The organism is Klebsiella sp. GG_Kp146 (genome assembly GCF_040061975.1).
GTDB lineage: Bacteria > Pseudomonadota > Gammaproteobacteria > Enterobacterales > Enterobacteriaceae > Klebsiella > Klebsiella quasipneumoniae.
Genome location: NZ_JBEAHA010000011.1, coordinates 19,419 through 38,830 on the forward strand (window position 1 = coordinate 19,419; position 19,412 = coordinate 38,830).

At 57.3% G+C, this 19,412-nt stretch carries 16 protein-coding genes; 7 read left to right on the forward strand and 9 right to left on the reverse strand.

The genetic code is table 11. The annotated features are described in order from the left end of the window. Positions 1-88 precede the first annotated feature (88 nt). The 4 genes from hokA to ABLU95_RS12220 all read right to left on the reverse strand — a co-directional run bounded on the left by hokA (position 89) and on the right by ABLU95_RS12220 (position 3,984). Positions 89-241, reverse strand: a complete 153-nt coding sequence (gene hokA, locus ABLU95_RS12205) for a type I toxin-antitoxin system toxin HokA (protein ID WP_348879731.1) — start codon at positions 239-241, stop codon at positions 89-91. A gap of 325 nt (positions 242-566) precedes the next feature. Further along, positions 567-2,636, reverse strand: a complete 2,070-nt coding sequence (glyS, locus tag ABLU95_RS12210; protein WP_023291325.1) for a glycine--tRNA ligase subunit beta — start codon at positions 2,634-2,636, stop codon at positions 567-569. A 9-nt stretch (positions 2,637-2,645) separates the two neighbouring features. Continuing rightward, positions 2,646-3,557, reverse strand: a complete 912-nt coding sequence (gene glyQ, locus ABLU95_RS12215; protein ID WP_023291326.1) for a glycine--tRNA ligase subunit alpha — start codon at positions 3,555-3,557, stop codon at positions 2,646-2,648. 127 nt (positions 3,558-3,684) lie between these two features. Further along, positions 3,685-3,984 carry a YsaB family lipoprotein gene (locus ABLU95_RS12220; RefSeq protein ID WP_072096573.1) on the reverse strand — a complete coding sequence of 100 codons (300 nt, stop codon included), beginning with the start codon at positions 3,982-3,984 and terminating at the stop codon, positions 3,685-3,687. A 179-nt stretch (positions 3,985-4,163) separates the two neighbouring features. On the opposite strand from ABLU95_RS12220, the gene ABLU95_RS12225 reads away from it, so the two are divergent. Then, positions 4,164-5,159, forward strand: coding sequence for an acyltransferase (locus ABLU95_RS12225; protein ID WP_032454339.1), 996 nt, complete (start codon positions 4,164-4,166; stop codon positions 5,157-5,159). Positions 5,160-5,186: 27 nt separating this feature from the next. Here ABLU95_RS12225 and yiaA read toward each other — a convergent pair whose 3' ends face one another. From yiaA to xylA, 4 genes are all read right to left on the reverse strand, one after another. Next, a complete protein-coding gene (yiaA, locus tag ABLU95_RS12230; protein WP_348879662.1) occupies positions 5,187-5,630 on the reverse strand; it encodes an inner membrane protein YiaA in 444 nt (147 codons plus the stop codon). Between the two features lie 33 nt (positions 5,631-5,663). Further along, positions 5,664-6,035, reverse strand: coding sequence for an inner membrane protein YiaB (gene yiaB, locus ABLU95_RS12235; protein WP_087848693.1), 372 nt, complete (start codon positions 6,033-6,035; stop codon positions 5,664-5,666). Positions 6,036-6,203: 168 nt separating this feature from the next. Next, positions 6,204-7,658 (reverse strand): xylulokinase, encoded by a 1,455-nt coding sequence (xylB, locus tag ABLU95_RS12240; protein WP_004205018.1) that lies wholly within the window; start codon positions 7,656-7,658, stop codon positions 6,204-6,206. A gap of 92 nt (positions 7,659-7,750) precedes the next feature. Then, a complete protein-coding gene (xylA, locus tag ABLU95_RS12245; RefSeq protein WP_023291332.1) occupies positions 7,751-9,073 on the reverse strand; it encodes a xylose isomerase in 1,323 nt (440 codons plus the stop codon). A 496-nt stretch (positions 9,074-9,569) separates the two neighbouring features. On the opposite strand from xylA, the gene xylF reads away from it, so the two are divergent. From xylF to xylR, 4 genes are all read left to right on the forward strand, one after another. Next, a complete protein-coding gene (gene xylF / locus ABLU95_RS12250) occupies positions 9,570-10,565 on the forward strand; it encodes a D-xylose ABC transporter substrate-binding protein (RefSeq protein ID WP_023291333.1) in 996 nt (331 codons plus the stop codon). Between the two features lie 64 nt (positions 10,566-10,629). Continuing rightward, positions 10,630-12,171, forward strand: coding sequence for a xylose ABC transporter ATP-binding protein (locus tag ABLU95_RS12255; RefSeq protein WP_044525029.1), 1,542 nt, complete (start codon positions 10,630-10,632; stop codon positions 12,169-12,171). Further along, the gene (xylH, locus tag ABLU95_RS12260) at positions 12,149-13,330 is read left to right on the forward strand and encodes a xylose ABC transporter permease XylH (RefSeq protein WP_348879665.1); all 1,182 of its coding nucleotides are present in this window, start codon (positions 12,149-12,151) and stop codon (positions 13,328-13,330) included. Before ABLU95_RS12255 ends, xylH begins: the two co-directional genes overlap by 23 nt. 233 nt (positions 13,331-13,563) lie before the next feature. Then, complete coding sequence (gene xylR, locus ABLU95_RS12265; RefSeq protein ID WP_023291336.1) at positions 13,564-14,742, forward strand: D-xylose utilization transcriptional activator XylR; 1,179 nt, start codon at positions 13,564-13,566, stop codon at positions 14,740-14,742. 61 nt (positions 14,743-14,803) lie between these two features. Here xylR and ABLU95_RS12270 read toward each other — a convergent pair whose 3' ends face one another. After that, complete coding sequence (locus tag ABLU95_RS12270; RefSeq protein ID WP_064757123.1) at positions 14,804-15,622, reverse strand: protein bax; 819 nt, start codon at positions 15,620-15,622, stop codon at positions 14,804-14,806. Positions 15,623-15,935: 313 nt separating this feature from the next. On the opposite strand from ABLU95_RS12270, the gene ABLU95_RS12275 reads away from it, so the two are divergent. Both ABLU95_RS12275 and avtA read left to right on the forward strand, forming a co-directional pair. After that, positions 15,936-17,969 carry an alpha-amylase gene (locus ABLU95_RS12275; RefSeq protein WP_086076514.1) on the forward strand — a complete coding sequence of 678 codons (2,034 nt, stop codon included), beginning with the start codon at positions 15,936-15,938 and terminating at the stop codon, positions 17,967-17,969. 167 nt (positions 17,970-18,136) lie between these two features. Continuing rightward, positions 18,137-19,393 (forward strand): valine--pyruvate transaminase, encoded by a 1,257-nt coding sequence (avtA, locus tag ABLU95_RS12280; RefSeq protein ID WP_023291339.1) that lies wholly within the window; start codon positions 18,137-18,139, stop codon positions 19,391-19,393. The last annotated feature ends 19 nt before the right edge of the window (positions 19,394-19,412 follow it).

A 19,412-nucleotide genomic window follows, 5' to 3' on the forward strand; every position in this document is an offset into this window, starting at 1 on the left:
AAATGATTTATTTGGTGAACAATGAAAGGGTGCATTGAGAATGCCTGACACTGCAAGCATAGTGGGGATAGATCCCCGCCAGATGCTCTTACTGTTTACTATCACAGGATAAGAATGCCACCAGCTCACTATTTCCCTGCCTGAGCTGTAATTCATATAGCGAATCACGAACCATCCAGGTCAATAATAAAACAGTGAAGCAAATCACTATTAAGCCAAACAACAGATACTTTCGCAGCACACCTCGCCTCCCGTGTTGATTTTCAACAAGTAAGAGGCTACGCTTATGGTGTTCATGCATTAGGGGAGCCTCACTTTGATGACTATCAGGTGGGGCTTTTCTCTGTCTGTCTCCCGCTGAATACCTGAGACACACAGTCTCAAGCACCCGCCGCCATTCTAGCGTAAATAACTTGCGAAATTATGTTTATATATTCTTAAAATATTTTTTATTGATCAATGTAAATAATTAAAATATCAATGACTGAATTATTATCGGTTCGACTACTTATATTTCAGGTATAAAAAAACCTGCCCTGAGGCAGGTTTTTTTATTACCGATACGCTTACTGCAGCAGAGAAATATCCGCCACCTGCAGGAACAGTTCACGCAGTTTGGACAGCAGCGTCAGACGGTTGATGCGGACATCTTTGTCTTCGGCGTTGACCATCACGTTTTCGAAGAACTCATCCACCGGCTCGCGCAGAGCGGCCAGCTCAATCAGCGCATCCTGATAGCGGCCTGCGGCGAAGTACGGCTGCAGCTTGTCGCGCAGCACCACCAGATTGCCCGCCAGCTTAATTTCCGCAGCTTCTTTCAGCACGGAAGCGTGAACGATGTCGTTCAGCGTCTCGTCGGATTTCGCGAGGATGTTGGAGACACGTTTGTTCGCCGCCGCCAGCGCGGAGGACTCTTCCAGGGTACGGAAGTGCGATACGGCTTTCATGCGCGCATCGAAATCCGCCGGGCGGGTTGGACGACGCGCCAGTACCGCCTGGATAGTGTCGACGCCGTAGCCTTCGTCCTGATACCAGGCGCGGAAGCGGCCCAGCATAAAGTCGATCACGTCATCAACCACGTTGGCGTTGGTCAGCTTCTCACCGTACAGACGCACCGCTTCTTCGGTCAGCGTTTGCAGATCGAGGTTCAGGTTCTTCTCGACGATGATACGCAGGACGCCCAGCGCGGCGCGACGCAGCGCAAACGGGTCTTTATCGCCTTTCGGGTGCTGGCCGATACCGAAGATACCCGCCAGGGTGTCCATCTTATCGGCAATCGCCACCGCGCAGGCCACCGGGTTAGACGGCAGCGCGTCGCCGGCAAAGCGCGGCTGATACTGTTCGTTCAGCGCCACGGCCACATCTTCCGCTTCGCCATCGTGGCGCGCGTAGTGCATCCCCATCACGCCCTGGGTGTCGGTGAACTCGAAGACCATGTTGGTCATCAGGTCGCACTTGGACAGCAGGCCCGCGCGGGTCGCGTGGTTCACATCAGCGCCAATCTGCTCGGCAATCCAGCCCGCCAGCGCCTGAATGCGATCGGTCTTGTCGCGCAGCGTACCCAGCTGCTGCTGGAACAGCACGGTTTCCAGACGCGGCAGGTTGTCTTCCAGACGTTTTTTACGGTCTGTGTTGAAGAAGAACTCGGCGTCGGCCAGACGCGGACGGACCACCTTCTCGTTACCGGAGATGATCTGCTGCGGATCTTTCGACTCGATGTTGGCGACGAAGATAAAGTTCGGCAGCAGCTTACCGGCGTTGTCGTAAACCGGGAAGTACTTCTGGTCGCCCTTCATGGTGTAAACCAGCGCTTCAGACGGCACCGCGAGGAATTTTTCTTCGAACTTCGCCGTCAGCACCACCGGCCATTCCACCAGCGAGGTGACTTCTTCCAGCAGGCTTTCGCTCAGATCGGCTTGACCGCCAATCTTACGCGCCGCCTCTTCCGCATCGGCTTTGATTTTGGCTTTACGCTGTTCGTAATCGGCGATGACTTTACCGCGCTCCAGCAGGATCTGCGGGTACTGGTCGGCATGGTCGATGGTGAATTCCGGCTCGCCCATAAAGCGATGGCCGCGGATCACGCGATCGGACGGGATACCGAGGATAGTAGCCGGGATCACCTTGTCGCCCAGCAGCAGCGTGACGGTGTGAACCGGGCGCACGAAGTGGACGTCAGACGCGCCCCAGCGCATCAGTTTCGGGATCGGCAGCTTCGCCAGCGAGCTGGCAATCATGTTCGGCAGCAGCGCTTCGGTGCTTTCGCCCTTCACATGGGCGCGATACAGCAGCCACTCGCCTTTGTCCGTAGTCAGACGTTCGGCCTGATCGACGGTAATACCGCAGCCGCGCGCCCAGCCTTCGGCCGCTTTGCTTGGCTTGCCTTCGGCATCGAACGCCTGGGCAACGGCCGGGCCGCGTTTTTCAACTTCGCGATCGGCTTGCGCCGCCGCCAGGTTGGCCACCTTCAGCGCCAGACGACGCGGGGCGGCAAACCATTCCACTTTACCGTGCGCGAGGCCGGCGTTATCCAGCTCCGCGGTCACGTTCGCAGCAAAAGATTCCGCCAGGCTGCGCAGCGCTTTTGGTGGCAGCTCTTCAGTGCCGATTTCCACCAGAAAAGTATTCTCAGACATGGCCGCCTCTTATTTATTCTTGTTGCACATCGGGAAGCCGAGCGCTTCACGGGAAGCGTAGTACGCTTCCGCCACTGCTTTCGTCAGGGTGCGAATGCGCAGGATATAGCGCTGACGCTCGGTGACGGAGATGGCTTTACGCGCATCCAGCAGGTTGAAGCTGTGAGCCGCTTTCAGAATACGCTCGTAGGCCGGCAGCGGCAGCGGGGTCTCCAGCGCCAGCAGATGCTGGGCCTCTTTCTCATACTGCTCGAAGCAGGAGAAGAGGAAATCGACGTCGGCGTATTCGAAGTTATAGGTGGACTGCTCCACTTCGTTCTGGTGGAACACGTCGCCGTAAGTGGTTTTACCCAGCGGGCCATCGCTCCAGACCAGGTCGTAGACGCTGTCGACGCCCTGGATGTACATCGCCAGACGCTCCAGACCGTAGGTGATCTCGCCGGTAACCGGCTTACACTCCAGGCCGCCCACCTGCTGGAAGTAGGTGAACTGCGTCACTTCCATGCCGTTGAGCCACACTTCCCAACCCAGACCCCAGGCACCCAGTGTCGGGTTTTCCCAGTTGTCTTCGACGAAGCGAATGTCGTGAATGGTCGGGTCCATACCCAGCTCTTTCAGCGACCCGAGGTACAGCTCCTGGATGTTGTCCGGAGAAGGCTTAATCACCACCTGGAACTGATAGTAATGCTGTAAACGGTTCGGGTTTTCGCCATAGCGGCCATCGGTTGGACGACGGGAAGGCTGTACGTAGGCGGTCGCCATCGGCTCCGGCCCTAACGCGCGCAGGCAGGTCATCGGGTGAGAGGTGCCGGCGCCGACTTCCATGTCCAGTGGTTGAACAATGGTGCAGCCCTGACGAGCCCAGTAATCCTGTAAGGTCAGGATCAGGCCCTGGAAGGTCCTGGTATCAAACTTTTGCATATGATTTCGTGCTGGATACGTGTGGATTTAAAGGAAGGAGTCAGTATACCCGCTGGCTGCGAGATATACAGTACGAAACGGCGTAGTTTCAGGAAAACGGACGAAATTTACGCCAGGCGGGGTCGATTCAGCGCATCGAAAGATGCATAAACTGGCCGTCGGGGTCAAAGGAACAGATGAAACGTTCATTCTTGCCGGTACGACCCGACAGCTCATAGCTCGCCTGGAATTGTTCAAGATGGTTCACGTCAACTAACTGCGTTTGCGTGTTATAGCGGATAGCGGCCTGATCCTTGCAAAGCTGCGCCATATTGAGCGTAGTTTGCGGTGTAATATGCGCGCGCTGCGCCTTTTGCGCCGGCGGGGAAACGGTCTCGCTGCAGCCCGCAAGGAGCAGCGCCAGCATTATGGAAACGACACCTTTCACCACGTTCTCCTCCACCGCCTTGTCAGCAAGTTGTTATCGCAAAGATCCAGTATTACAGGTATTTTGCGAATATCATGAAACAGCGACAAGTCTGTGATCAAAAACTCAGACTAATCTCGTGCGACACCGGGGCATAAGGCGGGTCAGACCTTATATCGCCAGTAGACTTTGAGGGACTGATGCAAGAAAAGATACACTGGATCACCAACCTGCGCGGCATTGCCTGCATGATGGTGGTGATGATCCACAGTACCAGCTGGTATATCACTCATCCGCATACGATTACCCTGCTGCAATGGGATATCGCCAATCTGCTCAATTCCGCCTCCCGCGTCAGCGTGCCGCTGTTTTTTATGATCTCGGGGTATCTGTTTTTTGGGGAACGCAGCGCCCAGCCGCGCCATTTCTGGCGGATTGGCCTGTGCATTGCGTTCTATAGCGCGCTGTCTCTGCTGTATATCGCGCTGTTTACCCATATTAACGTCGGGCTGTCGTTAAAGAATTTGCTGCAGAAGCCCGTCTTCTACCACCTGTGGTTTTTCTTTGCTATCGCCGTTATCTATCTGCTCTCGCCGCTTATTCAGGTTAAATCCGTCAACGGCAAAATGCTGCTGGCGCTGATGGCGATCCTCGGCATTCTGGCCAACCCCAACATGGTTGGCGTCAAAGCCGCCGGGATTGAGTGGCTGCCGGTCAACCTCTATATCAATGGCGACACCTTTTATTACGTGCTCTACGGCGTGCTGGGCAGGGCCATTGGCACCCTGGATACCGATAAAAAATGGCTGACCCCGCTCTGCGCCGCGCTGTTCCTCGCCGCCGTGTGGGTCATCTCCCGCGGCACGCTGCATGAGCTACGCTGGCGCGGGGACTTCGGCGACACCTGGTATCTCTACTGCGGGCCGGCGGTGTTCGTTTGCGCAGTCGCCCTGCTGACGCTCGCCAAAAACTGGCTGAACGCGCGTCCCCTGCCCGGTATCGAATGTATTGCACGTCATTCTCTGGGAATTTACGGCTTCCATGCCCTGATTGTGCATGCGCTGCGCGCCAGCCATCTGGAACTGAGCCGCTGGCCGCTGCTGGATATTGTGTGGATTTTCAGCGCCGCCCTGCTCGGCAGTCTGCTGCTGTCCGGCCTGGTGCAGCGGGTTGATAGCCGGCGGCTGGTCAGTTAACGACCTGCCGCCGAGAGCGGACCCGACTCACAGTTCAGGCCCCTCTTCCGGCACGCTGAGAGGCTCTCTTGCACGGGTCGGGTCCCAGGCATCACGCACGTTTTTCTGCACCGCAACGGCGCCAAACAGGCTCAAAAAGTACGCCAGTCCATAGAACCCTTTCTCGCTAAGCAGCAGACTGGCATTCCACAACCCGATAACCAGCAGGCCAACGGCGATGACAAAGACCACCAGACAGGTGGTGTAGTACAGCGCGGTGGTCGGAATGGCTTCATATTTATCGCGCACCGTCTTCTGATAAGACGCTGCGGCAAACAGCCCCAGCACCAGGACAGCAAAATAATAACCTTTTTCATTCAACTGCATGTCCGCATTCCACAGGCCGACCAGATAGGTGGCGATGCCGCCGATCAGGGCAATCCAGGAGATTAAATGAAAGGCCGGAGAATACGTCGCGTGCTTGTTTTCCATTACTTTTACCTCTTACGCGCCCACGGGTGGCGCTTATTCCGTTTTTTGCATCGCGCAGGCGACGCGGATCCGTTCGGGGTTTGCCGATGCGCCATATAAGCAGACAAACCATGCCGCGATATAGACGGCTTTTTCATGCCAGTCTGCCGGCACATACCAGGCGCCTACCAGCAGCAGGCCGACCGATAGCAGCAGCACCAACCGGCACAAGGCAATAAAACCGTCGTCCTGTTCCTGCCACCGTCTGGCGCGCTGATGGGCGAGGACGGCAAACATCCCCATCACCAGTACGCCGAGAAAATAACCTTTACCGCTAAACAACGGGCAGGTTCGCCAGATACCGAGCAGATAAACCAGCGATCCTGCTGCCATCATCACCCTGGCAATATTGCGTTTTGTGTTCATCTCACCTCCCTGGTCGACAGGGGCTGATTATGACCGACTCCCCCGGCGATGCCTCAGGTTACGCACGGCCAAACGGAGATTTCGGAATAAACAAATACGCTTTTTTGGATGGATGTAGCCGGGACATTCAGGGAAGTAATCCGCCCGGCGTTGCCGGACGGACTGAGGCTATGACATCAGCGGTTTCAGCTGCTGATAAATCTGGCGGAAGGTTTCCCGCTGTGGCGCATAGTGGGCCACTCGGCGATCGTCCGGGCGATGCGCTTGCTCAAGCGGCAGCGGCGTCAACAGCCCGGCGCGGTCGGCTTCGCCGTGCACCGCCAGCTGCGCCAGCCTGGCCGCCCCCAGCGCCGGGCCGACGTCGCCCCCGGTACGGTAATCGAGCTGCTGGCCGCTGATATCCGCCAGCATTTGTCGCCAGTAAGCGCTACGCGCCCCGCCGCCGATAAGGGTGATGCTCTGCGGCTTGATGCCGCAGGCGTGAACCACGTCCATGCCGTCCGCCAGCGCATAGCCCACCCCCTCCAGCACCGCCCGCGCCAGCTCTGCCGGCCCATGCTGATGCGTCAGGCCGAAGAAGACGCCCTTGGCCTGCGGGTTGTTGTGCGGCGTGCGTTCGCCCGACAGATAGGGCAGGAACCACACCGGACCAGCGCTCTCGTCGGCTGACTGCGCCGCCGCAATCAGCGCCGGCACGCTGGCGAGACCGGTTAATTTCGCCGCCCAGTCCAGACAGGAGGCCGCGCTGAGCATCACCGACATCAGATGCCAGCGGCCCGGCAGCGCATGGCAAAAGCTATGCACTGCGCTTTCAGGCTTGCTGAGGAACCCTTCGCTGACCGCGAAATACACACCTGAAGTGCCCAGCGACAGCATCGCCTGACCGGCATCGGCCATGCCGACCCCGACCGCGCCGGCGGCGTTGTCGCCGCCGCCCCCCACCACCAGCGCCTGTGGCATATTCCACGCCTGCGCCACCTCCGGACGCAGCTGCCCGGTGACGTCGCTGCCTTCAAACAGCGCCGGCATCGCGTCCCGGCTGAGATCGCAGGCGGCGAGCATCTCATCGCTCCAGTCGCGTCGGGCGACGTCCATCCACAGGGTACCGGCGGCGTCAGACATATCGCTGGCAAGCTCGCCGGTCATCCGCAGACGCAGATAATCCTTCGGCAACAGCACTTTATCGACCTGGCTGAACACCGCCGCCTCGTGGCGCTGCACCCACAAGAGCTTCGGCGCCGTAAAGCCCGGCATCATCAGGTTGCCGGTGATCTGCCGGGAAGCGCTGACTTTTTCCTCCAGCAGCTGGCACTCTTCGCCGCAGCGGCCGTCATTCCATAAAATGGCAGGACGCAGCACCTGTAGCGATTTATCCAGCAGGGTGGCGCCGTGCATCTGCCCGGCGATCCCCAGCGCCTTCACGTCGCGCAGGCTATGCTGCGCGCCCAGGGCTTTCATCGCCGTGTCCGTAGCCTGCCACCACTGCTCGGGATCTTGTTCCGACCACAGCGGATGCGGACGCGAGACGGTGAGTTTTTCGGTATGCGATGCCACCACATCACCCTGCTCATTGAGCAGAATGGCTTTGACGCCCGATGTCCCCAGATCGATGCCGATATACATACTACCTCTCCTTAAACGCGCGCCACGGCTGAGCGTGGCGCGAACAGAGCATCCTGGTGGCGGTCCCGGTCACGCCGGGCGCCGCCGCATGATTACTTGTCAAACAGATAATGGTTGACCAGGTTTTCCAGTTGTTCCTGCTGGCCGCTGCGATGCTGCGGCGCCAGCTGATGCTGAGCGGCGTACTGGGCAATGTCGCTGAGGGTCATCTGCCCGTTAAGGATCTGCTGCCCCAGCTCGCCGTTCCAGCCGGCGTAGCGTTTGGCCACGCGTTTATCCAGCTCACCGTCTTCGATCATCCGCGCCGCGACCTTCAGCGACAGCGCCATGGTATCCATCGCGCCGATATGGCCGTAGAACAGATCGTATTTGTCGGTGCTCTGACGGCGCACTTTCGCATCAAAATTGAGGCCGCCGGTGGTGAAGCCGCCCGCTTTGAGAATTTCATACATCACCAGCGCGTTCTCTTCGACGCTGTTCGGGAACTGGTCGGTATCCCAGCCCAGCTGCGGATCGCCGCGGTTGGCGTCGACGGAACCGAAGAGCCCCAGCGCGATGGCCGTCGCGATCTCATGATGGAACGAGTGGCCGGCAAGGGTCGCATGGTTGGCTTCAATGTTCAGTTTAATCTCTTTTTCCAGACCAAACTGCTTGAGGAAGCCGTACACGGTAGAGGCATCATAATCATACTGATGCTTGGTAGGCTCCTGCGGTTTGGGCTCGATCAGCAGCGTGCCTTTAAAGCCGATTTTATGCTTATGCTCCACCACCAGCTGCATAAAGCGGCCTATCTGTTCACGCTCCTGGCGCAGGTCGGTATTCAGCAGGGTTTCATAGCCCTCGCGACCGCCCCACAGAACATAGTTTTCGCCGCCCAGCTGATGGGTGGCATTCATGGCGGTGACCACCTGGGTGGCCGCCCAGCTGAACACTTCCGGGTCCGGGTTGGTGGCCGCACCAGCGCCGTAGCGCGGGTTGGTGAAGCAGTTTGCGGTCCCCCACAGAAGCTTGACGCCGCTCTGCTGCTGCTTCTCCGCCAGTACCTCGACCATCCGGGCGAAGTTATTGCTGTACTCCTTGAGCGAACTCCCTTCCGGCGAGACGTCAACGTCGTGGAAGCAGTAGTAAGGCACGTTGAGTTTATGGAAAAATTCGAACGCCACATCGGCTTTGCGTTTGGCCATCTCCAGGGCGTCGCCAGGCTGCTGCCATGGGCGATCGAAGGAGCCCACGCCAAACATATCGGCGCCATTCCAGCAGAAAGTGTGCCAGTAACAGGCCGCAAAACGCAGATGATCTTCCATCCGTTTGCCCAGCACCAGTTCATCCGGGTTGTAATGACGGAAAGCCAGCGGGTTAGCGGATTTCGGGCCTTCGTAACGAACGCGATCGAGTTGATCGAAATAGGTCTGCATAGAGAACTCCATATTCAGAGATGCGGCGAATAACCAATCAGGTACCCTAAATAATTCGAGTTGCAGGAAGGCGGCAGGAGCGCGAGTCCCCGATAACCAGGGGGCGAAGCAACGAATGTCACCAACACACCTACAACTTGAAGTATGACGGGTTTAAGCCAATATAGAATTTCGCTTTCATTTTCCTCAATTACGTTATTTCACACCGCCATTGAGAGAATCCACAAACGTGCGCCAGCTCGCAAAAAATAATATCGGCGCGTTCTTCTGCCGTCCTGTCAGAGAGGTCCAGTGCAATAATAAGAGTGTGCATGAATAAAATACGATCGCCGTCATAATTTGCGCATTAAACGAAATTTCATAACTGCAAAATAAGAACCGGTAATTGCCAGCCCTGCTTTCCGCGTTAAGAATCTGTAACGTATCCGCAACCTCATGTATCAAACATTATTTTTCCGTTCGTCTTACCTACCCTTACAAAAAAGGTATCGTTATTATGAAGATAAAGAACCTTTGCCTTACGCTTTGCGCCAGCTCCCTCCTGCTCGCCAGCATGGCGGGGATGGCGAAAGAAGTGAAGATTGGCATGGCCATCGACGATCTGCGTCTGGAACGCTGGCAGAAAGACCGCGATATTTTCGTCAATAAAGCGGAATCCTTAGGCGCCAAAGTTTTTGTCCAGTCCGCCAATGGCAATGAAGAAACGCAGATGTCGCAAATTGAAAACATGATCAACCGCGGCGTCGATGTCTTGGTCATTATTCCTTATAACGGTCAGGTGCTCAGTAACGTTATTAAAGAGGCCAAGCAGGAAGGTATTAAAGTGCTGGCCTATGATCGCATGATTAATAATGCCGATATTGATTTCTATATTTCTTTCGACAATGAAAAAGTCGGCGAAATGCAGGCGCAAAGCCTGGTCGACAAAGTGCCGCAGGGTAATTATTTTCTGATGGGCGGCTCGCCGGTGGATAATAACGCCAAGCTGTTCCGCGCCGGCCAGATGAAGATCCTCAAGCCGTATGTCGATGAGGGAAAAATTAAGATTGTCGGCGATCAGTGGGTTGACGGCTGGCTGCCGGAAAACGCGCTGAAAATAATGGAAAACGCGCTGACGGCGAATAATAACAAAATCGATGCGGTGGTGGCCTCCAATGACGCAACCGCCGGCGGCGCCATCCAGGCCTTAACCGCCCAGGGGCTGGCAGGCAAAGTGGCGATCTCCGGTCAGGATGCTGACCTGGCGGGCGTGAAGCGCATTATTTCCGGTACCCAGACGATGACCGTCTATAAACCGATTACCACCCTGGCCACCAACGCCGCCGAAATCGCCGTTGAGCTGGGCAACGATAAGCAGCCGAAGTCTGACACCACGCTGAATAACGGCTTAAAAGATGTCCCTTCGCGCCTGTTAACGCCAATTGAAGTGAATAAAGAGAATATCGACGCCACGGTGATTAAAGACGGTTTCCATAAAAAGAGTGAACTGTAATGGCTGACGCCCCGCTACGGGGCGTCATTTTCATCCCGCCGGATATCACTTTTGCGGAGTCTTTATGGCCTGGCTACTCGAAATGAAGAACATCACCAAAACCTTCGGCGCCGTTAAGGCCGTGGACAATGTCAGCCTGCGCCTGAACGCTGGCGAGGTGGTCTCGTTATGCGGTGAAAATGGTTCGGGAAAATCGACGCTGATGAAGGTGCTGTGCGGTATCTATCCGCACGGAAGCTATGAGGGCGAGATTATTTTTGCCGGCGAAACGCTGCAGGCAAACCATATTCGCGATACCGAACGCAAAGGCATCGCCATTATTCATCAGGAGCTGGCGCTGGTGAAACATCTCACCGTGCTGGAGAACATTTTCCTCGGCGCCGAAATATCCCGCCACGGCCTGCTGGATTATGAAACCATGACGCTGCGCTGCCAGAAGCTGCTGGCGCAGGTCAATCTGCCCATTTCGCCCGACACCCGCGTCGGCGACCTCGGCCTCGGTCAGCAGCAGCTGGTGGAGATCGCCAAGGCGCTGAATAAACAGGTGCGCCTGCTGATCCTCGACGAACCAACCGCCTCCTTAACCGAACAAGAGACCGCGACGCTGCTGGCGATCGTTCGCGATCTGCAAAACCACGATATCGCCTGCATCTATATTTCGCACAAGCTCAATGAGGTCAAAGCGATCTCCGATACGATCTGCGTGATCCGCGACGGCCAGCATATCGGCACCCGCGACGCCAGCGGCATGAGCGAAGACGACATCATCACCATGATGGTTGGCCGGGAGCTCACCGCGCTCTATCCCAGCGAACCGCACGCCCACGGCGAGGAGATCCTGCGGGTCGAACATTTAACCGCCTGGCACCCGGTAAACCGTCATATTAAACGGGTCAACGACGTCTCGTTTTCCCTGCATCGCGGGGAGATCCTCGGCATCGCCGGGCTGGTCGGCGCCGGACGGACCGAGGCGGTGCAGTGCCTGTTCGGCGTCTGGCCGGGGCGCTGGCAGGGGGAGATCTTCATTGATGGCCAGCCGGTCAGCATCACTAACTGTCAGCAGGCCATTGGCCACGGCATCGCCATGGTGCCGGAAGACCGCAAAAAAGACGGCATCGTGCCGGTGATGGCGGTGGGTAAGAACATTACCCTGGCGGCGCTCAGCCAGTTCACCGGCGCGATGAGCAGCCTGGACGACGCCGCCGAGCAGCACTGTATTGAGCAGTCCATTCAGCGATTGAAAATTAAAACCTCCTCGCCGGAGCTGGCGATTGGCCGCCTGAGCGGCGGCAACCAGCAAAAGGCGATTCTGGCCCGCTGTCTGCTGCTGAATCCACGCATTCTGATCCTCGACGAACCCACCCGCGGCATCGATATCGGGGCGAAGTATGAAATTTATAAACTGATTAACCAGCTGGTGCAGCAGGGCATCGCGGTCATTGTCATTTCATCCGAACTGCCCGAGGTGCTTGGTCTTAGCGATCGGGTGCTGGTCATGCACGAAGGCAGGCTAAAAGCCAATTTGGTTAATCAACATCTGACCCAGGAACAGGTGATGGAAGCCGCGCTGAGGAGCGAACGCCATGTCGAAGAACACGTCGTCTGAAATCAAACTTACCCCAACCGCCCCCACCACCCTGCCGGCGCTGAAAGGGCTGAACCTCCAGGTCTTCGTGATGATCGCCGCGATCGTCGTCATTATGCTGTTTTTCACCTGGGTTACCGATGGCGCCTACCTGAGCGCGCGCAATATCTCCAACCTGCTGCGCCAGACGGCCATCACCGGCATCCTCGCCGTCGGCATGGTGTTTGTGATTATTTCGGCAGAAATCGACCTCTCCGTCGGCTCGATGATGGGGCTGTTGGGCGGCGCCGCGGCGATCTTTGACGTCTGGCTCGGCTGGCCGCTGCCGCTCACCATTCTGGTGACGCTGGTGATGGGGCTGCTGCTCGGCGCATGGAACGGATGGTGGGTAGCCTATCGCAAGGTCCCCTCGTTTATCGTCACCCTCGCCGGGATGCTGGCGTTTCGCGGCATTCTGATCGGCATCACCAACGGGACCACCGTCTCGCCCACCAGCCCGGCGATGGCGCAGATCGGCCAAAGCTACCTGCCCGATGGCATTGGCTTTGGCATCGGCGTTGTCGGCATGGCGGCGTTCATTATCTGGCAGTGGCGCGGACGGATGCGCCGTCAGGCGTTAGGTCTGGCGACCGCGTCCTCCACCGCGACCGTTGGCCGCCAGGCCATTACCGCGGTGATTGTGCTGGGCGCAATCTGGCTGCTCAATGACTATCGCGGCGTGCCGACGCCGGTACTGATCCTCGCCGCCCTGCTGCTGGCAGGCCTGTTCATGGCCACTCGCACCGCCTTTGGCCGCCGCATCTACGCCATCGGCGGCAACCTGGAGGCGGCACGTCTGTCCGGGATTAACGTCGAGCGTACCAAGCTGGCGGTGTTTGCCATTAACGGCCTGATGGTCGCCATTGCCGGACTGATCCTCAGCTCGCGCCTTGGCGCGGGCTCCCCCTCGGCGGGCAACATCGCCGAACTGGACGCCATCGCCGCCTGCGTCATCGGCGGTACCAGCCTGGCGGGCGGTATCGGCAGTGTCGCCGGGGCGGTAATGGGGGCGTTTATTATGTCGGCCCTGGATAACGGCATGAGCATGATGGACGTCGCCACCTTCTGGCAATATATCGTCAAAGGCGCCATTTTGCTGCTGGCGGTGTGGATGGACTCCGCCACCAAGCGGCGCGCGTAAGGAAGCGCTCTCTGAAGAATGTCTGAATTCTTTGCGCTACCACCAAACTTCGCCATAAGGCGCTTGAAATATCTCGGGCATTAGCCGGTAGTGTATACCCAACAGCATTCGGGTTGCAGACGGCGCATCCCAGCCGCGTATCGCGTACGTGGCTGGGGTGAATGAGAAAGCCAGGCCATCGGCAACATCATGAATGAAGGGGTATGACCGGGGTTAGAGCAGGAACATCATCTATGTTTGAAAAGCGTCACCGTATTACGCTGTTATTTAACGCCAACAAAGCTTATGACCGCCAGGTGGTTGAGGGTGTCGGCGAGTATCTGCAGGCCTCTCAGCTGGAGTGGGATATCTTTATTGAAGAGGATTTTCGGGCACGAATCGAAAACATCAAAGAGTGGTTAGGCGATGGCGTTATCGCCGACTATGACGATCCCGAAATCGAAAAGCTACTGGCCGATGTCAACGTCCCCATCGTCGGCGTCGGCGGCTCTTATCATCAGCCAGAGCAGTACCCGCCGGTCCACTATATCGCCACGGACAACACCGCGCTGGTGGAAAGCGCCTTTCTTCATCTGAAGGAAAAAGGGGTACACCGCTTCGCGTTTTACGGACTGCCCACCTCCAGCGGTAAACGTTGGGCGGTAGAGCGCGAGTATGCCTTCTGCCAGCTGGTGGCGAAGGAGAAGTACCGCGGCGTGGTCTACCAGGGGCTGGAGACGGCGCCGGAAAACTGGCAGCACGCGCAAAACCGGCTCGCCGACTGGCTGCAAACGCTGCCGCCGCAAACCGGCATTATCGCCGTCACCGACGCGCGCGCCCGCCACGTCCTGCAGGCCTGCGAGCTGCTGCATATCCCGGTGCCAGAGAAACTGTGCGTTATTGGCATCGATAATGAGGAGCTGACCCGCTACCTCTCGCGCGTCGCCCTCTCCTCCGTCGCCCAGGGCACCCGCCAGATGGGTTATCAGGCGGCAAAATTGCTCCACCGGCTGCTAAATAACGAGGCGCTCCCGCTGCAGCGCCAGCTGATCCCGCCGATGCGCGTCGTTGAACGACGTTCCACCGACTACCGGTCGTTAAACGATCCTTCCGTGATTCAGGCGATGCATTACATTCGCAACAACGCCTGCAAAGGCATCAAGGTGGAGCAGGTGCTCGACGCCGTCGGCATTTCACGCTCCAACCTGGAGAAACGCTTTAAAGAGGAGGTCGGGGAGACCATCCACACGGTGATCCACAGCGAGAAACTGGAAAAGGCGCGCAGCCTGCTGGTATCCACCAGCCTGTCGATCAATGAAATTTCACAAATGTGCGGCTACCCGTCGCTGCAATATTTCTATTCGGTGTTTAAGAAAGAGTACGACGTGACGCCGAAGGAGTACCGTGACCGGCACAGTGAAGTCATGATGTAGAGAGCAAAGAAAAATGCCCGGGTTTGCGCGCCGGGCATGAATAATCACGTAGATAAGCACATTACATGTGCGCGGCAATTAACCGCTGGTTATCCTGATACATCGCGAAGAGATAGTTGTTGTAGCTCGACCCTCTGGTCGAATAGCCCTTCAGCTTATGAATCATGGTGCTGGCCGTTACTTCCTGATCCGCCTTGCGCAGCTGCAGGCGCGATTTGCGGAAAGAGGAATAGGCCGGGTGAGTGTTCAGGTTTGTGACGTAAGCCTGCACCGACTGCTCCACCGACTCAAACTGCGAGTAGCCTTTCATCGCGCCGCGGCAGCGACCAGCGCCGCACTTCATGCCGAACAGATTGTTGTTCTCACGCGCCAGCTTGGAAGTACCCCAGCCACTTTCCGCCGCCGCCATGGTCGCGACCATGCTGTTCGGAATAATGTCGACACGCTCAAGCAGCGCGTTCCAGGGCACATGACGCGTATTGCCTGACCACTTCACCTTATAACGTGTCGCGATGTCTTTCAGGCGCGCCTTTTCGCTCGGCGACCAGCGAGCATCGTACTGCTTGGAAACAAGCCAGTTACGATCCGCAGTAATCGCCTGATTCTGCTTGGTAATATAAGGCATGACCGTCCGGAGAAACGCTTTTTTCCTTGGTGTTCCGGAAGGGTATTTTCGCAAGTCAGGAAGTGAACTGCTCTTTACACTATTGCGAGAATACTCTTGTTTACTGCTTACCTTAGTACTACTTATCTTCTTAACCGTTGGGGCTTTATGACTCTTTGTTGCTGTGTGCGTTGTTGCCAACACACTACCTGAAAAGACGCAGGTTAGTAACATAAGTATGGCGGCCCCATATCGTCGTATGGGATTCGATATCATCAGGTCTCCTGGTCGGATATATGCATTCCAACACCTTGTTTTTCACAAAAAAACGATAGCTGAATCGCTAATAGTATCAAAAATACGCACTGAGAGCATCAACAGAAATAGTCCAATTCCGAATTGCTGTCATCTGAAATCGGTTTCTGCGCCGCATCGCTAGCGCGAAAATGCTAGCTTCGTCTCATTTTTAGCCTATTTTTTGAGCGGTGTCACTCACCCCTTTTCATCCTCCTGGCAAAACGTCCGCCGGGAGGAGTTCACTCGCGCGGCAACAAGGCACACTAGCTAAAAACCGCTCAAGGATCCCGCAATGAAACTCGCTGCGCTTGCCACGTTATTCGTGCCTGGGATGGCCTTTGCCGCCTGGACTACCGCCGACTTCCCTGCTTTTACCGAAGAGGGGACGGGTCGCTTCATCAGCCAGAAAGTGGTTGAGAAGGGTACACGTCCCCTGCAGCTAAATTTTGACCAACAGTGCTGGCAGCCTTCCGGCGGCATTAAGCTCAACCAGATGCTCTCCATGGAACCCTGTCGCGGCACGCCGCCGCAATGGCGCGTCTTCCGCCAGGGTCTGTATACCCTGGAAGTGGATACCCGATCCGGCACGCCGACGATGATGATTTCGCTGGAAGAAAAAGAGGCCAGCGCCGCGGCGCCGCAGATCCGCCAGTGTCCGAAGTGGGATGGAAAACCTCTCACCCTCGACGTCAGTAAAACCTTCCCGGAGGGCAGCAAGGTTCGCGATTTCTACAGCGGCAATGTCGCGACCGTCAGCGGCGGCAAAATCACGCTGCAGCCCGCCTTCGGCAGCAATGGTCTGCTGCTGCTCGAGCGCGCCGAGACGGCCGCGCCGGCGCCGTTCGACTGGCACAACGCCACCGTCTACTTCGTCCTGACCGACCGCTTCGTGAACGGTAATCCGGCCAACGACAATAGCTACGGCCGACATAAAGACGGCATGCAGGAGATAGGCACCTTCCACGGCGGCGACCTGCAGGGATTAACCAGCAAGCTGGATTATCTGCAGCAGATGGGGGTCAATGCCCTGTGGATCAGCTCCCCGCTCGAGCAGATCCACGGCTGGGTCGGCGGCGGGACGAAAGGCGATTTCCCTCACTACGCTTACCACGGCTATTACACTCAGGACTGGTCGAAACTGGACGCCAATATGGGGACCGAAGCCGATCTCCGTCGGCTGGTGGATGAAGCGCATAAGCGCGGAATACGTATTCTGTTCGACGTGGTGATGAACCATACCGGTTACGCCACCCTGGCCGACATGCAGGAGTTCCAGTTCGGCTCTCTGTATCTGCAAGGGGATGAGCTGAAAAAAACCCTCGGCGAGCGCTGGACGGACTGGAAGCCCGGCGCGGGCCAGACCTGGCACAGCTTTAACGACTATATCAACTTCAGCGATAAAGCCGGGTGGGAGAAATGGTGGGGCAAGAAGTGGATCCGCACCGATATCGGCGATTACGACAACCCGGGCTATGACGATCTCACCATGTCGCTGGCCTTCCTGCCGGATCTGAAAACCGAATCGAAGGAGGCGTCGGGCCTGCCGAACTTCTACAGCCATAAACCGGACACTGCGGCGAAAGCGATCCCGGGCTATACGCCGCGCGACTACCTGACGCACTGGCTGAGCCAGTGGGTGCGCGACTACGGCATCGACGGCTTCCGCGTCGATACCGCTAAACATGTGGAGATGGACGCCTGGCAGCAGTTAAAAACCCAGGCCACCGCCGCGCTGGCGGAGTGGAAGAAAGCCAATCCGGATAAAGCGCTGGATGCGGCGCCGTTCTGGATGACCGGCGAAGCCTGGGGACACGGGGTGATGGAGAGCGATTACTATCGCCACGGTTTTGATGCGATGATCAATTTCGATTACCAGGACCAGGCGGCGAAAGCGGCTAACTGCATGGCCAACATTGACCTCACCTGGCAGCAAATGGCGGACAAGCTGCAGAGCTTTAACGTCCTGAGTTACCTCTCCTCGCACGATACGCGCCTGTTCCGCGAAGGCGGCACCACGGCGGCAGAGCTGCTGCTGCTGGCCCCTGGCGCCGTGCAGATCTTCTATGGTGACGAGTCGTCGCGCCCGTTCGGCCCCACCGGCTCAGACCCGCTGCAGGGCACCCGTTCAGAGATGAACTGGCAGGATGTCAACGGTAAAGCGGCCCGCAGCGTTACCCACTGGCAGAAGATCGGCCAGTTCCGCGCGCGCCATCCGGCGATCGGCATGGGCAAACAGACAACGCTGTCGATGCCGCGGGGTTACGGATTCGTGCGCGAGAGCGGTGAAGACAAAGTGATGGTCATCTGGGCCGGACAACAGCAGTAAAGCAGGAGTGGCTCCCTGCCCGGCGGGGAGCCAGTCAGAACAATACGCTGATAAAATATCGATTCACAGGATAAAAACAAAAACACTCCCCTTCCCTTCGATTTGCACCTCGCTGGCGCTGGCGTTATGGTTAGCCACTTTCCAGAACCACCGACAGACGATTCGCGATGACATTTTCCCTTTTCGGCGACAAATTCACCCGTCATTCAGGCATTACCCGCCTGATGGAAGACCTTAATGACGGTCTGCGCACGCCGGGCGCTATTATGCTGGGCGGCGGCAACCCCGCTCAGATCCCGGAGATGAATGACTACTTCCAGCAGCTGCTCTCCGACATGCTGGATAATGGCAAAGCCCTTGATGCGCTTTGTAATTATGATGGTCCGCAGGGCAAAAGCGAGCTGCTGAGCCTGCTGGCGAAGATGCTGCGCGACGAGCTGGGCTGGGAGATCGAACCACAGAATATTGCGCTAACAAACGGCAGTCAGAGCGCATTTTTCTACTTGTTTAATCTGTTCGCAGGCCGTCGGGCAGATGGCACCACCCGTAAGGTGCTGTTCCCGCTGACGCCGGAATATATCGGCTATGCCGATGCCGGCCTGGAAGAGGATCTGTTCGTTGCCACCCGGCCGAATATCGAACTGCTGCCGGAAGGCCAGTTCAAGTACCACGTTGATTTTGAGCATCTGCAGGTGACGGAAGAGACCGGGATGATCTGCGTCTCGCGTCCCACCAACCCGACCGGCAACGTCATCACTGATGAAGAGCTGATCAAACTGGATGCGCTGGCGAATCAGCATGGGGTCCCGCTGGTGATTGATAACGCCTACGGCGTGCCGTTCCCGGGCATTATTTTCAGCGACGCCCGACCGCTGTGGAATCCGAACATCGTGCTGTGTATGAGCCTGTCCAAGCTGGGCCTGCCGGGCAGCCGCTGCGGGATTATCATCGCCAACGAGAAAATCATCACCGCCATCAGCAACATGAACGGCATTATCAGCCTCGCGCCCGGCGGTATCGGGCCGGCAATGATGTGTGAAATGATTAAACGTCAGGATCTGCTGCGCCTGTCAGAGACAGTGATCAAACCCTTCTATTACCAGCGGGTGCAGGAGACCATCGCCATTATTCGCCGCTATCTGCCGGAAGAGCGCTGCCTTATTCACAAACCGGAGGGGGCGATCTTCCTCTGGCTGTGGTTTAAGGATCTGCCGATCTCCACCGAGCTGCTGTATCAGCGGCTGAAAAAGCGCGGCGTGCTGATGGTGCCGGGGGATTTCTTCTTCCCGGGACTCGATAAACCGTGGCCGCATACCCACCAGTGCATGCGCATGAACTATGTGCCGGACCCGCAAAAAATCGAGGCCGGGGTGAAAATTCTCGCCGAAGAGGTTGAATTCGCCTGGCGCGAACAGGAAGCCTAATCCCTGACGCCGCTGACGG